Annotated in this window: 13 protein-coding genes; 6 read left to right on the forward strand and 7 right to left on the reverse strand. The window is 66.2% G+C overall.

What is annotated here, in order from left to right:
• Positions 1-35 precede the first annotated feature (35 nt).
• Together BWQ92_RS05470 and BWQ92_RS05475 are read left to right on the forward strand one after the other, a co-directional pair.
• Positions 36-788 (forward strand): ArsR/SmtB family transcription factor, encoded by a 753-nt coding sequence (locus BWQ92_RS05470; RefSeq protein ID WP_076803524.1) that lies wholly within the window; start codon positions 36-38, stop codon positions 786-788.
• Positions 789-935: 147 nt separating this feature from the next.
• Positions 936-2,132: a TerC family protein gene (locus BWQ92_RS05475; RefSeq protein ID WP_076798640.1), complete on the forward strand. Its 1,197-nt coding sequence runs from the start codon at positions 936-938 to the stop codon at positions 2,130-2,132.
• 109 nt (positions 2,133-2,241) lie between these two features.
• Here BWQ92_RS05475 and BWQ92_RS05480 read toward each other — a convergent pair whose 3' ends face one another.
• The 3 genes from BWQ92_RS05480 to BWQ92_RS05490 all read right to left on the reverse strand — a co-directional run bounded on the left by BWQ92_RS05480 (position 2,242) and on the right by BWQ92_RS05490 (position 4,322).
• Complete coding sequence (locus BWQ92_RS05480; protein ID WP_236783114.1) at positions 2,242-3,312, reverse strand: serine hydrolase domain-containing protein; 1,071 nt, start codon at positions 3,310-3,312, stop codon at positions 2,242-2,244.
• Between the two features lie 35 nt (positions 3,313-3,347).
• Entirely contained in the window at positions 3,348-3,545 is a 198-nt protein-coding gene (locus tag BWQ92_RS05485) for a hypothetical protein (protein ID WP_076798641.1), read from the reverse strand.
• 231 nt (positions 3,546-3,776) lie between these two features.
• Complete coding sequence (locus tag BWQ92_RS05490) at positions 3,777-4,322, reverse strand: YceI family protein (RefSeq protein ID WP_076798642.1); 546 nt, start codon at positions 4,320-4,322, stop codon at positions 3,777-3,779.
• A gap of 336 nt (positions 4,323-4,658) precedes the next feature.
• Between BWQ92_RS05490 and BWQ92_RS05495 the strand changes: the two genes are divergently transcribed.
• Positions 4,659-5,393 carry an HNH endonuclease family protein gene (locus tag BWQ92_RS05495; protein WP_076798643.1) on the forward strand — a complete coding sequence of 245 codons (735 nt, stop codon included), beginning with the start codon at positions 4,659-4,661 and terminating at the stop codon, positions 5,391-5,393.
• Between the two features lie 25 nt (positions 5,394-5,418).
• On the opposite strand, the gene BWQ92_RS05500 is transcribed toward BWQ92_RS05495, so the two are convergent.
• Positions 5,419-5,715, reverse strand: a complete 297-nt coding sequence (locus BWQ92_RS05500; protein WP_076798644.1) for a hypothetical protein — start codon at positions 5,713-5,715, stop codon at positions 5,419-5,421.
• Between the two features lie 142 nt (positions 5,716-5,857).
• Positions 5,858-7,069 carry a formaldehyde dehydrogenase, glutathione-independent gene (fdhA, locus tag BWQ92_RS05505; RefSeq protein ID WP_076798645.1) on the reverse strand — a complete coding sequence of 404 codons (1,212 nt, stop codon included), beginning with the start codon at positions 7,067-7,069 and terminating at the stop codon, positions 5,858-5,860.
• Positions 7,070-7,399: 330 nt separating this feature from the next.
• Here fdhA and BWQ92_RS05510 point away from each other — a divergent pair, with 330 nt between their 5' ends.
• Positions 7,400-7,702, forward strand: a complete 303-nt coding sequence (locus BWQ92_RS05510; protein ID WP_076798646.1) for a DUF1540 domain-containing protein — start codon at positions 7,400-7,402, stop codon at positions 7,700-7,702.
• Between the two features lie 134 nt (positions 7,703-7,836).
• Entirely contained in the window at positions 7,837-11,622 is a 3,786-nt protein-coding gene (locus tag BWQ92_RS05515; protein WP_076798647.1) for a TM0106 family RecB-like putative nuclease, read from the forward strand.
• A 30-nt stretch (positions 11,623-11,652) separates the two neighbouring features.
• On the opposite strand, the gene BWQ92_RS05520 is transcribed toward BWQ92_RS05515, so the two are convergent.
• Positions 11,653-11,955: an acylphosphatase gene (locus BWQ92_RS05520; RefSeq protein ID WP_076798648.1), complete on the reverse strand. Its 303-nt coding sequence runs from the start codon at positions 11,953-11,955 to the stop codon at positions 11,653-11,655.
• 97 nt (positions 11,956-12,052) lie between these two features.
• Positions 12,053-12,820, reverse strand: coding sequence for a hypothetical protein (locus tag BWQ92_RS05525; protein WP_236783115.1), 768 nt, complete (start codon positions 12,818-12,820; stop codon positions 12,053-12,055).
• Between the two features lie 224 nt (positions 12,821-13,044).
• On the opposite strand from BWQ92_RS05525, the gene BWQ92_RS05530 reads away from it, so the two are divergent.
• Positions 13,045-14,241, forward strand: a complete 1,197-nt coding sequence (locus tag BWQ92_RS05530) for a mechanosensitive ion channel family protein (RefSeq protein ID WP_076798650.1) — start codon at positions 13,045-13,047, stop codon at positions 14,239-14,241.
• The last annotated feature ends 62 nt before the right edge of the window (positions 14,242-14,303 follow it).

Here is a 14,303-nt window from a genome sequence, read left to right on the forward strand (position 1 = left end):
TGACATGTGACCAAATGGTCACCTATTCTGGCCGTGTGGACGCCGTATTCAAGGCTCTCGCCGACCCCATCCGCAGGGACCTGCTGGACGCGCTCTTCCGCGAGGACGGCCAGACGCTCGGCGCGCTGGAGGCCCGGTTCGAGATCACCCGGTTCGGCGTCATGAAGCACCTTAAGATCCTGGAAGAGGCTGGCCTCGTGGTGACCAGGCGCCGCGGCCGCGAGAAACTGCACTTCCTCAATCCGGTGCCCATCAGGCTCGTCCACGACCGCTGGGTGAGCAAATACGCAGAACCATGGGCCGCTGCGCTTAGCGACCTCAAGACCCGATTGGAAAGTCCCATGGAAAAGATCTTCGAAATCTACATCAAGACCACTCCGGAACGGCTCTGGGAAGCCATCACGGACAGCAACATCCGCAGCAAGTACCAGTTCGGCATGAACATTGAATCGGACTGGTCGCCGGGATCCCGGTTCGAGATGCGCCCCAACGGAGGTGACCTCCTGGGCGAGGGCGAAAACCTCGAGGTCGATCCCCCGCGGCGGCTGGTGCAGACCATGCGCGCGCTCTGGGGCGAGGACGTCAAGGCCGAGGGCACCTCACGGGTCACTTGGGAAATCGAGCCCGTGGGTGACGACTCCTGCCACCTCACCGTCACGCACGACCAACTCCGTGAAGGCGCCAATGACCAGCTCTACGGCGGCTGGCCGATGATCCTCTCCGGCCTGAAGACGTGGCTCGAGACCGGGGAAAGGCTCACCACGCCAGGCTCGCTGATGTACGGCTGAGGCACCTCCGTCTCAGCGGCCCCCAACTGACTGGCAATAGTTGCCGTTTTGGACCCTCAAAACGGCAACAACTGCCAGTCAGTTGGGAAGGCTCTGTAGGGTTGATTCCAAGCGCTCCGCCCGAATGACCTTCAGGAAAGAGGCAGCATGGAAGTTCCCCTTATCGTCTGGATCCTCACGATCGCCGGAATCGCCGCGCTTCTGGTGTTCGATTTCTTCTTCCACGTCCGGAAGGCCCACACCCCGTCGCTGAAGGAATCAGCAATTTGGTCCGCCCTCTACGTGGGCCTGGCCCTGGCGTTCGGCCTGGGTGTCTGGCTCTTCGGCGGCTCCAAGATGGGCACCGAGTATTTCGCCGGCTACGTGACGGAGAAGGCGCTGTCCGTGGACAACCTCTTCGTCTTCCTCATCATCATGGCCAGCTTCAAGGTGCCGCGCGCGGACCAGCAGAAGGTGCTCCTGTTCGGCATCGTGTTCTCGCTGCTCGCCCGGACCGGGTTCATCTTCCTCGGTGCGGCGCTGATCAACAGCTTCGCCTGGGTGTTCTACATCTTTGGCCTGATCCTGCTGGTCACCGCAGGCAACCTGCTCAAGCCGGACAACCACGACGAGGAAACCGAAACCCTCACCGTCCGGCTCGCCAAGAAGTTCCTCCCGGCATCCGAGCACTTCGACGGCGACAAGCTCTTCACCGTGGTGGACGGCAAGAAGGTCCTCACCCCGATGCTCCTGGTAATGGTGGCCATCGGCGCAACGGACATTCTGTTCGCGCTGGACTCCATCCCGGCCATCTTCGGCCTGACGCAGAACGTGTTCATCGTCTTCACGGCCACGGCGTTCTCGCTGATGGGCCTGCGGCAGCTGTTCTTCCTCATCGACGAACTCCTCGACCGGCTCATCTACCTCTCCTACGGCCTCGCCGCCATCCTCGGCTTCATCGGTGTGAAGCTGATCCTGCACGCCCTGCACGAAAACAACCTGCCGTTCATCAACGACGGCCAACATGTCAACGTCATCGAGATCAGCACCGGCACCTCGCTCAGCGTGATCCTCGGCGTCCTCATCGTCACCATCGTGGGCTCCCTGCTCAGCCCCAAGGGCAAGGCCAAGACCATGGTCTCCGGCGCCAGGCGGCACGCCACCACATATGTGGACCTCAACTACGAGACGGACATTGCCGAACGCGAGCGGATCTTCCAGAAGCTGGTCCACGAGGAGCAGGAGCTCAAGAAGCTCCCGGAGAAGTACAAGCGCCTCATCCGGAACGAGACGGAGTTCATGAACCTCATCCGCCAGGCCCACGCGGAGCACGACCAGGCACTCGAGCGCGCCGGCGAAAAGTAACCCCCACACTATCCGGGGCCCGTCCCGCAGGTTCCCTGGCTGTGGAGCCGCTCCGGCGAGGGCCCCAGCCCGAGCTTGCGAGGGCAGGGGCCGGTGCGGACTTGCGAGGTTAGGGCGCGGGTGGGAGGTCCGCCAGGAGCCGGAAGCCGTGGCGGTCCACGGGTGCCGCCGTCGCCGTCAAAAGTACGACGCCGGTCCCCGCCTTCCGGTCCAGTCCCACCCAGGAGCGGAAACCGCCGGTGCCGCCGTTGTGCCAGGTGACCGTGCGGCCCTTCGTCTCCAGGGTCATCCAGCCGGCTCCGATGCGGGCGGCCGGTCCGGCGAAGTTCGCCACCGGATTCAGCACGGAAAGGCCCGGCACTCCGCCCTCAGTCCCTGCCCCGTCCTGTCCTGAACCGCGGAGCAGGGCCTGCACCAGCCAGGCCATGTCGCTGATGGAGGCTCGGATACCGCCGGCCGGGGCAACCGCCTCACCGGTCCACGGCTGCATCACTCTGCCTGACCGGCTTCGGCCGGCGACCGCCGTCGGACGCACTTCAGCGGCAGCGGCGGGCGCGTAAACGGAGTCCAGCCCGAGCGGTACCGCGAGCCGCTCGCGGAGAAGGTCCTGGAAGCGCATGCCGGCTCCGGCGGCGACGGCGTGGCCCAGGAGTTCGAAGCCGAAGTTGGAGTAGCGCGGGCGCGGAACGGAGAGACTCACAGTCCGGGCCTGGGCGAGCAGTTCCGCCAGCGTCTCGCCGTAGGGATTGGCGCCGCGCAGCATCAGGGCAAGCGTGCGCCGGAGTGTGCCCGACTGACGGGGCAGCCGCGGCAGTCCGGAGGAATGCCGGCTCAGGGAGGCCAAGGTGACGGCCGCGGCCGGGCAGTTGCCGAGCGGCAACCGCTCCCCCAGCACGGTGTCCGGACGTAATTCGCCCCGGTTTAGAGCGTCAACATAGAGCAGCCCGGTGATCCCCTTAGATACCGAACCGATCTCGAAGTCAGCAGCAAGGGAGGCGCCGCGGCTCGCCACGGCAGCCTCCCCTGCGGAAACAGTGGCCGCGGCAAACACCGGGTGTCCGCGGCCCAGGGCCTTTCGTACTTGTTCGAATAGTCGTGCGTCGCCATGGACCTCTGCGTCGCCGGCAGACCGTTCGCCGGCCATGCGGTCACCGACGTTTTCACCGTGCAATTCGCTCACGGTGCCATTCAGTCACGGCGACGCGGGCATGGCAATTAGTGCCTGTGGAGGAAGTGGCGGATCTTGTCGCCGAGTCCTTCAACGGTGCGGCCGCGGCCCATGGAAGGGGTGCGTCCGGTGGTGTAGGGCCTGGTGCCCCGCGTGTATCCGCGTGTGTATCCGCCGGTGGTTCCGTGAGTGGTCCGTCCGGAGAGTTTTCCTGCGGCATTCCTGATCATGTTGCCCAAGTTCATGGTGAACTCCTTTGGTTGTGCGTCTGTTCAGGCTGCGACCGGTTTTGATGCGGTCTTTCCCGACTCTACGCCCGACCACCCGGCATGGCTACCGGCGAGTTTTAGCGGCAGAGCCCCGCCGGAAAAGCAACGCGGGGTCACTTTCCGCCCAATTCGGCCCGGTGTATTGGGCGGAAGGTGACCTCGCGTTGGGTGTTCCGCGATCGGCGCCGGCCTCAGCGGTGGGCTGGACTACGCCTGCTTCACCAGTGCGGCCTCGAGGTTGATCTTCACCTTGTCGCTGACCAGGAGTCCGCCTGCTTCGAGCGCGGCGTTCCAGGTCAGGCCGAACTCCTTGCGGCTGATTTCGGCCTCGGCCGAGAAGCCGGCGCGGGTGGCGCCGAAGGGGTCGACAGCAACCCCGCTGAACTCGACCTCGAGTTCAACCGGTTTGGTGATGCCCTTGATGGTGAGGTCGCCCGTCAGCGTGTAGTCCTCGCCGTCGCCATCGATGTGCGTGCCCTTGAAGGTCATCTCGGGGAACTTCGCGACGTCGAAGAAATCCTCGTTCTTCACGTGGGCGTCACGGTTGGCGTCGCCGGAGTCGAAGCTGGCGGTGTTCACGGTGGCGTGCAATGACGAGTCGGCCAGGGAGTCCCGCACATGGGCTTCGCCGGTTGCTTCACGGAACCGCCCGCGGACCTTGCTGATTCCGGCGTGCCGGACGCTGAAGCCGATTTCACTGTGGGACATATCGAGTGTCCAGATGCCGGGGGTCAGGCCTGCGGGAAGAGTCATGGCGCATCTCCTTTGAAGGAAAAACCTGCTGGTCAGTGCGGTTTCAACACTGGTTTAGGCGGGCGGGGAAGTCAAGGATGAGAACCTTCACCAGATACTCCTAGCCAATTTTCAGGAAACCTCCCCTAGGCTAGGAGCAGGCCCACCGCGTATCCCCCATCCGGGGTGGTCCTGCCGCTAGGAGTAGCCCCGCAAGCCGATTTGGCAGTGCGGGGCTCTCCGCGTTTTGGGCACATCAGTTTTGGGCAGCTATCCGCGTGGCACCGCCAACTCCATCCGGCCGGCCAGTACAGTCGATCGTTGAATCGAGAACCAGCGCCACGGGAGTAAACCGACTTGCACCATGCACCACCCCGCGGAAGGAACTGGTTCACGGCCGGGGCCCTGGCCGCCGTCATCCTGGCCACCACCGCCTGTGGCGGGGTCATCAGCGCAACCCGGCAGCCGACGTCGGACGCTGTTCCTGGCGGGTCAGCCGGCAGCACAGCAGGGTACGCCAAAGCGGCCGACCTCCTCGCCGCCCTGCCCGTCAAGGGCCGCGCACCGAAAACCGGCTACGACCGGGAGGAATTCGGCCCGGCCTGGTCAGACACTGACCACAACGGCTGCGACACCCGCAACGACATCCTGGCCCGCGACCTCAAAAGGACCACCTTCAAGCCGGGAACGAAGGACTGCATCGTCCTGACCGGATCCCTGGCGGATCCCTACACAGCCACAACCATCGCCTTCACCCGCGGCAACAAAACCAGCAGCGCGGTCCAGATCGACCACGTCGTTGCCCTCAGTGACGCATGGCAGAAGGGCGCCCAAGGGCTCAGCAAGGCGCAGCGGACAGCGTTCGCCAACGATCCCCTGAACCTGCTGGCCGTTTCCGGCCCCGCCAACCAGCAGAAGTCCGACGGCGACGCCGCCACCTGGCTGCCGGGCAGCAGGGCCTACCGCTGCCCCTACGTGGCGCGCCAGATTTCGGTCAAAGCCAAGTACAAGCTGTGGGTGACCCAGGCCGAACGCACCGCGATGGCCACAGTCCTGGCCCAGTGCGGCGGCACGGTCGCGGGAAGCAAATAAGGCGCCGGAAGCAAGTGAGCGCCGCTCAGCCCTGCTCCGGCACCTCACCCGCGAACGGGTAGTCTTCCTCGTCGTTGCCGGGCGTACCCGCGGCCTGCTCAATGGCGTCTGCCTCAGCCGCTTCCTCGGCGGAGAGCTCGGGGACTGCTCCCGGACCGTTGGACCTCAGCGGAGTCCGCTGCTCCAGGGCGTCCGCCTCGGGAACGTCCACAGGCAACGGCTGCTGCTCCTCCTCCCCGGACTCCCCGCCCGCCGCTTGGCGCTGTTCAAACGCATCGGTCTCCGGCACTTCGAGGGGTGTTTCATCAGGCTGGCTGTTCATGGATCTCCTCCTGTGGCTAGGTGGGCCGTTCCATGAGTCTGGTCCTCCTCCGCCATGACGGCAATGGGGCCGCCTGCTCCCCGGCCGCTCGGCCGGAACTGCAGGCGGCCCACCGCTGCCCTGTGTCAGCTCCGTTGCTGTGTCAGCTGAGGTATCCGTTCGGGTTCAGCACGTACTTCGTGGCTGCACCGGCGTCGAACTCGGCGTACCCCTTCGGTGCCTCCTCCAGCGGAATCGGCTTGGCGTTGACGTTCTTGGCGATGCTCACGCGGTCGTTCAGGATGGCCATCATCAGCTGCCGGTTGTACTTCATCACCGGACACTGCCCCGTGGTGAAGCTCAGCGACTTCGCCCAGCCCGTGCCGAGGCTCAGGCTTAGTGCACCCTTCTTTGCTGCCTCGTCGATGCCGCCCGGGTCACCCGTCACATACAGCCCGGGAATACCCAGCGCGCCGCCGGCCGCCGTGATGTCCATCAGCGAATTCAGCACGGTGGCCGGTGCCTCCTTGGCACCCTGGCCGTGGCCCTTCGCCTCGAAGCCCACGGCATCCACGGCGCAGTCCACCTCGGGCACCCCCAGGATCTGCTCAATCTGCTCCTGCGGCCCGCCCTTGGTAAGGTCTACCGTCTCGCAGCCGAAGCTGCGGGCCTGCGCCAGCCGGTCGCTGTTCATGTCGCCGACAATTACGACGGCGGCACCCAGCAAATGCGCGCTTGTCGCCGCTGCCAGGCCAACAGGACCGGCACCTGCGACGTATACGGTGGAACCGACGCCGACCCCCGCCGACACGGCGCCGTGGAAGCCCGTGGGGAAGATGTCCGAGAGCATGGCAAGATCCAGGATCTTCTCCATGGCCTTGTCCTTGTCCGGGAACTTGAGCAGGTTCCAGTCCGCGTACGGCACCAGCACGTAGTTGGCCTGGCCGCCCACCCAGCCGCCCATGTCCACGTAGCCATAGGCACTGCCCGGCCGGTCCGGGTTCACGTTGAGGCAGATCCCGGTCTTGCGCTCCTTGCAGTTCCGGCAGCGGCCGCAGGAAATATTGAACGGCACGGAACAGATGTCCCCGACCTTGATGAATTCAACGCCGGGCCCTACTTCCACCACCTCGCCGGTGATTTCGTGGCCCAACACCAGGTCCGGCGGCGCCGTGGTCCGCCCGCGGACCATGTGCTGGTCCGACCCGCAGATGTTGGTGGCTACTGTCTTGATGATCGCGCCGTGGGGAACCTGGCGCCCCACGTTGGCCGGATTAACACCCGGCCCGTCCTTAAGTTCAAAAGTGGGGTAATCGATGTCGATGACCTCCACCTTGCCGGGTCCCTTGTAGGCAACGGCTTTGTTCCCTTCCATCTCTTTCCTCCTGGCGTCACAGACCCTTCCCCGTGAAAGGTCGGCGGTGAATTCATGAGTGTTGTGATGCGCCCTCCAGGGCATTCCCCTGAAAGGCCGGACGACGCCGTCGGGCCTTAAAAGGTGGAGGGTGACGCCAGTCTAGAACGGACCGGCCACATGGTCCATGGGTGCCGGGCAGTAAATTGAGAGCGCGCACTCAAGGGCTTCGAATGCAGTAATTAGGGCAATTACGCAACACAATTGGGTCTTTTTGATCCGGCCCGGCGGGCCTAGGTTGGGAAACAGCGAGTCGCCCAGCCGGGGCGTCCGAAACCTTGGAGGAATTCTATGAGCACGCATGTAGCAGATTGCAGCGTCACCAACTGCTCCTTCAACGACCACTCCGAATGCAACGCCGAGGCCATCACGGTCGCCGGAACCACTGACCACGCCTCGTGCGCCACGTTTATCGATACCGGCATCCACGGCGGCCTCCCGAAGGTCCTCGCCGGCGTCGGAGCCTGCCAGCGGTCGGAATGCGTCCACAACGACCACCTCATGTGCCAGGCACCGGAAGTCCATGTTGGCCCCGGGCCGGACAACGCCGACTGCCTCACCTACTCCCACAACGGCAAGAATCCCGTCCACTGACCCGCGCAGGCATGTAGGGTCCCCCATTGGCTGCAGGTCCCGGCCGGCGGCGCTTGATTGTCATAGCCTCTTGCTAGATTCGAATCAGCGCACCGGGAACCGTCCCGGAGCAAGGCTGCCAATGGGGAGGCCCCATGTTCCTGCTCGATCCAACCACGCCGGGAGCACCTGCTGACCTGGTGTTCTCCGCCAGCGATCTCGTGGCTGCGAGCGAGTGTGAGTACCGCACGCTCCGGATCCTCGACGAGAAGCTGGGCCGCTCCCCCAAAGCCGATTTTCCCGCCGACGAAATGCAGGCGCGAGCCGGCAAGCTCGGCGACCTCCACGAGCACAAGGTGCTTGCCAGCCTCATCGACGCCCACGGCGCCTGGGATGAGGCGAGCGGCACGGGGGTTTACTCGATGGACCGCGGAACCACCAGCAGGGCGGATCTCGCGGACAAAGCCCGGGAAACTGCCGCTGTCCTCCGTGCCGGTGCCGACGTCGTCTTCCAGGCCACGTTCTTCGACGGCGAGTTCCTGGGTTACGCGGACTTCCTGGTGAAGGAGGACCCTGCGTTTGAGGACGCCGTGCGGGAGGAGGCTGGCCCGGCAGGCCCGTCCTTGTCTGTTCAGGAGCGGGGTGCCCACCCGCGGTACGCGGTCTGGGACACCAAGCTGGCGCGCCACGCCAAAGTGGGCGCCCTGCTGCAGCTGGCCGCGTACGGCGACCAGCTGATCGGGCTCGGGCTCGATCCCGCCCCGCGCGTCACCCTGGTGTTGGGCAACATGGAGCGCAGTTCCCACTCGCTGGCCGATCTGCTGCCTGTGTACCGCGAGCGGCGGGCTCGCTTCCGTGAACTCACCGCGGCCCACCGGAACACGGACGCCCCTGTGGCGTGGCAGCAGCCCGGCGTGACTTACTGCGGCAGGTGCGATTACTGCGCCGAGCAGGTGGCCGCGCACCGCGACCTGCTGATGGTCGCGGGCATGTCGTCCGTCCAGCGGAAGAAGCTGGCTGCAGACGGCATCACCACCATCGATGCCCTCGCCGAACTGCCTCTGCACCTGGCCGCAGGTTCACGCCGGCGCCTGCGTGACCAGGCCAGGATGCAGACCGGGCTGGAGAAACCCGACGGCTCCCGGACCTTCGTGAAGGACGGCCAGCCCCACACCGTGACGTACAAGGTGCTGGCGGACAACGCGCTGGGCGGCATCCCTGCCCCGAGTGAAGGCGACATCTTCTTCGACTTCGAAGGCGACCCCCTCTGGCAGGACCCGGCCGGACAGTGGGGCCTGGAGTACCTCTTCGGCGTGATCGAGGCACCGCTGCCCACTGATCCGCCGGGCCAGGACCCGGTCTTCCGGCCATTCTGGGCCCACTCGCGTGCAGGCGAACGGCAGGCCTTCCTGGACTTCCTCGCCTACGTGGAGGAACGCCGGGCGCGGTATCCGGACATGCACGTCTACCATTACGCGCCCTACGAAAAGACAGCCCTGCGCAACCTTTCGCTGAACCACGTTGCCGGCGAGGATGTGGTGGACTCGTGGCTGCGCGACGGACTCCTGGTGGACCTCTACGCCACGGTCCGGCACTCACTCCGGATTTCCGAGGCCTCGTACTCCATCAAGAAACTCGAGCCCCTGTACATGGGTGACCACCTGCGGTCCGGTGACGTCAAGGATGCCGGCGCTTCCGTCGTGGCCTACGCCGCCTACTGCGAGGCGCGCGACGCCGGCCCGGAAACGCAGGCGGAGGCAGCTGCCACCCTGGCCTCAATTTCCGATTACAACCAATACGACTGCCTCTCCACGCTCCGCCTTCGGGACTGGCTGCTGGAGTTGCGCGGTAATGCGCCTGCCACTCCTGAGCGGGTCAGCGCCGGGACGGCACCCGGCGCGGCGGTGGCGGCGGCTGCGGGGACAGCCTCCGGAGCGGCGACGGCGGACGGTTCCCCAACGCCGTCGGACGCTGTTCCGGACGGGGAACCGTCGCCGGAGGAAGAAGCCCTGCGCGCCTTCCTGGACGCCATTCCTGACCACCGCGAGCTGACGCCCGACGAGCAGGCAGTGGCCATGGTCGCCGCGGCCACCGGCTATCACCGCCGGGAGCGCAAGCAGTTCTGGTGGGAGCACTTCGACCGCCTCGATGCCGAGGTCGACAGGTGGCGGGACCAGCGGAACGTGTTCATCGTCGAAGCCGCCGAGGTGGTCTCGGACTGGGCGCCGCCCACCTCCCGGGCCCGGACGGAGTCCCGCACCCTGCGGCTCACGGGCATCATGAGCGAAGGCTCGGAGTTCAAGCCCGGCTCCACCTGGTTCCGGATGTTCGAGGACCCGCTGCCCGACGGGCTCGGCGAGGTCGACGGCGGGCGGACCCCGCGCCGCGCTGCAGGTCAGCCGGCAGGCACCGCTGCAGCGCCCGGCGCGGCCGGCACGCCGCCCTCCCGCGACGGCATCTTCGGGACGCTGGTGGAGGCCGTCGAGGACCATCCCCAGCAGCCTGGCCGGACTGTCATCACCATCACAGAGAAGTCCACGGGAAAGGTACCGCCGTACTTCCAGCTGCCCATGGCGCTGACGGACGACCGCCCCATTCCCACCGTCAGCATCGAGGCGGCGCTGGCGGAACTCGCACAGCTCGTCGGTTCATCCCTGCCCGAGCTTCCCAAGCATGCCGGCGTGGACATCCTCCGCCGGTCGGCACCCCGGCTGGCCGGCGTCCAGGGCCTGCCCGCAGTGGGCACCGACGCCAACGGCAACGCCGACTACGTGTCGGCCATAACCTCGGCACTACAGCACCTGGACCGCTCGTACCTCGCGGTGCAGGGACCTCCGGGTACCGGGAAGACGTTCGTCGGCTCCCACGTCATAGCCCGGCTCGTGCAGGCCGGCTGGAAGGTGGGCGTGGTCGCCCAGTCGCACGCCGTCGTCGAAAACATGCTCTGCACGGCCATCGAAAAGGCGGGGGTGGACCGCGCCTTGGTGGCCAAGAGACTTTCACAGCCGCACGATGTGCCGTGGACGTGCGTGGCCGACGAGGACATCGCCCGGCTCCTGGAGACCGACGGCGGCTGCCTGGTGGGCGGAACGGCCTGGACCATGACCGGCAGGCACGTGCCTGCGGGGGCGCTGGACCTGCTGGTCATTGACGAGGCCGGCCAATACTCGCTGGCCAACACCCTGGCCGTGGCCCGGTCGGCCCAGCGGCTGCTGCTGCTCGGAGACCCGCAGCAGCTTCCCCAGGTCACCCAGGGCTCCCATCCGGAGCCCGTTGACGAGTCCGCGCTCGGATGGCTGTCCGCCGGGCATGCCACGATGCCCGCCGAGCTCGGCTACTTCCTCGCCGATTCCTGGCGGATGCATCCGGAGCTGTGCCGCAAGGTCTCGGTCCTCAGCTACGACGGCCGGCTGGAATCCGCACCGGCGGCATCCCGGCGCCATCTCGACGGCGTGCCGCCCGGCGTGGAAACCGTCCTCGTCCAGCATGCAGGCAACACCACAGGTTCAGCGGAGGAGGCGGCAGCGGTCGTCGGACTGGCACGCGAGCACATCGGGCTCAAGTGGACGCCGGGAAAGGACGAGCCGGTCCGGCGGCTGGAAGCCAGGGACATCCTGGTGGTGGCCGCATACAACGCCCAGGTGCAGGCCATCCGGCACGCCCTGGACCACGAGGGCCTGGCGGATGTGCGGGTGGGAACGGTGGACAAGTTCCAGGGCCAGGAGGCGCCCGTGGTGCTGGTGTCCATGGCGTGCTCGGCGATTGCTGAGGCACCGCGCGGAGCCGAGTTCCTGCTCAACCGCAACCGCATCAACGTGGCGGTGTCCCGTGGCCAGTGGCGGGCCGTGATCGTCCGCTCCCCCGAGCTAACGAACTACATGCCGTCACGGCCGTTCGCGCTTGAGGAACTCGGGGCGTTCCTGGGACTCAGCCCGGGCTGAACCGGCTGGTTGAACCCAGCCTTCAGGAACTCAGCTGACCACTTGGAAGCTCCGGAATCCGCCTTCGGCCGGCGAAACCTTCTCGTCGACGTGCGCCACCCTGCCCGGAGCCTGGGGTGAGCCCAGCCACCGCCGGAACTCCACGATGTCCGGCTGGGGGCCCTCGGCGACGACGGCGACCGAACCGTCGTCGTCGTTCCTGACTGAACCGGTCAGCCCCAGCTCGTCGGCCTTGCGAGCAGTCCAGTACCGGAACCCCACTCCCTGGACCATTCCGGTAACCCGTGCGGTGAGGCGGACGCTGTCCGGGTCGGCTGCCTTCGAGTCAGTCATGGAACCAATGTAGCCCCGGCCGGCAGGGTCCCGACAGGCTCGGCCAGCGGGACCCGGCAGGGCACTTATCCGGCCCGCCACTTATCCGGCAGAGCAGTTATCCGGCAGGGCGGAGGGAGGTGATCATGCCGCGGATGTTCTTGTATTCGGGGGTCTCCATGTAGGCCTGGGGCGTGTCGATGTGCGGCGGGTTCCCCGGGGTCGTGTCAAAGGGGTCGTAGACGCCGCCGAACATTGCGCCGCTGGGCGGCCAGCCGAAGAAATGGGCTATCGGGCAGGCCGTGGGACCGGTTGGTTCGGGCGCCGAGGTGATGCCGTAGGCCAGCAGCGTCATCTTGGCGGGATCGGTGACGGTGTCGTCCTGCCGCGATTCGAACGTGAACCTCGGCGTGCTCCCAGAATGCTTCAGCGCCGGGAGCGGCTCCGATTCATACATGGCATAGGGCTGCTTCTTGGTGCATTCCGCGCCCGTCACCATGTTGGTACGCAGCGTGGCCATCGACTTGCCTGCGGGGGTGCGCACCTCCACGAACACGCCGCCGCCCTGCGGCGTCTCTCCGGCAGGGTCCTTGATGATCCACTCGGACGGAAGATCAAACGCCAGCGTGCCGTCCGACGTCGTAAACGTCTTCCAGCCCTCAGGCAACGTGGCGGACGCCGTGGCGGTGGCCGACGCCGGGCTGTCAGTCGCCGTTGCCGTTCCGCTGGCCGTTGCAGTTCCGCTGGCCGTTGCAGCATCCGAGGATGCTGATGTTTCCGGTGCCGCAGACCCTCCGCCGCCCGGCGAAGCAGGCGCCCCGCAGCCGGCGAGTGCAACGACAGCAGCCAAAACGGCGGCCCCGGACAAAATCCCTGAATGGCGCAAGGCTCCTCCTTGAGTTGCGAACGTGCTCCCCATTCTGGGCTTCCATCCCTTGGCCGGGAAAGTGATCGGAGACTACTGAATCCAAAGTGTTGTGGTCGATAACGAACCGGACCGCAAGGGCCCGGCACCGCCGAATAGGCAGCAAAGCCGGTGGAGTGCAAATTTCCACTCAAACGAAAAAGGTTGGTAGTGGTTGATACATGCCAGACCTTCTAGACCAAGCAATGCCTTTCCTCGCAATCGCAGTGGCCCTGGCCGCCGGACTGGTCCTCTCCTGGCTGCTCCGGCGCGCCGTCCTGCGGCTCAACCGCCGGCTCACCGCGCTGCACGATTCCTCGCGCCGGGCCAAAGTTCCGCTGCGGCTCACGCTGTGCCTGATCGGCGTCAGAGTCGCCCTGGCCCTCACCACGGAGGACGCGCCATGGCGCCGAACGGTGGACCAAGTGCTGCTGATCGCGCTGATCGCGGCCGCAGCCTGGCTGGTGGTGGCAGTGCTGCTGATCATTGAATCACTCATGCTCACCCACTACAGCGTGGATGTTGCGGACAACCGCCGCGCCCGCCGGCTGCGCACGCAGGTGCTCCTTGCCCGGCGCGTGGGCGTGGCGCTTGTTGTGATCCTCGCACTTGGCATCGCCCTGCTCACCTTCCCGGATGTGCGCGCACTTGGTGCCGGCATACTGGCCTCCGCCGGACTGCTCTCCATCGTGGCAGGCCTCGCCGTGCAGTCCTCGCTCGTCAACGTCTTCGCCGGAGTCCAGCTCGCCTTCACCGACGCTATCCGGGTGGACGACGTGGTGGTGGTGAACAAGGAATGGGGCCGGATTGAAGAAATCACGCTGACCTACGTAGTGGTCCACATCTGGGATGACCGCCGCCTGATCCTGCCGTCGACGTACTTCACCACGACGCCGTTCGAGAACTGGACGCGGCGGCGGTCAGATGTCATGGGCACTGTCGAGTTCGATCTCGACTGGCGCGCCCCGGTCGAGGCCATGCGAGCGGAGCTAAAGACCCTCCTGGCCGGCACCGACCTGTGGGACGAGCGTGTGGGCATCCTCCAGGTCACCGATGCCACCAGCGGCTTTGTCCGGGTCCGGATCCTCGTCAGTGCTGCGGACAGCGCCTCGCTCTTCGATCTGCGGTGCCTCATCCGCGAGGAGCTGGTCCGCTTCCTGCAGCAGGAACACCCGCAGGCGCTGCCGCATCTGCGCTGGGAGACCGTCGGCTCGGCACAGCCCCAGGCTTCGCCGCAGCGGCCTCAGCCCCAGCTGGAAGCCCATCACCGCCAGCCATCCGACCCGCACGATTCCCAGCTCTTCACCGGCTCCATAGAGGCCGTGCAACGATCCCGCGCCTTTACCGGACCCGGCGAGCAGGCATTCGAGGACCGCGAAAAGACGCTCTCCGCCCACGGCTAGGGAGCCCAGGCCCCGTGAACGCAAAAAGCCCCGCTGCAGCGTCAGCTGCAGCGGGGCTTCGA

It is taken from the genome of Arthrobacter sp. QXT-31, from assembly GCF_001969265.1.
Taxonomy (GTDB): domain Bacteria; phylum Actinomycetota; class Actinomycetes; order Actinomycetales; family Micrococcaceae; genus Arthrobacter.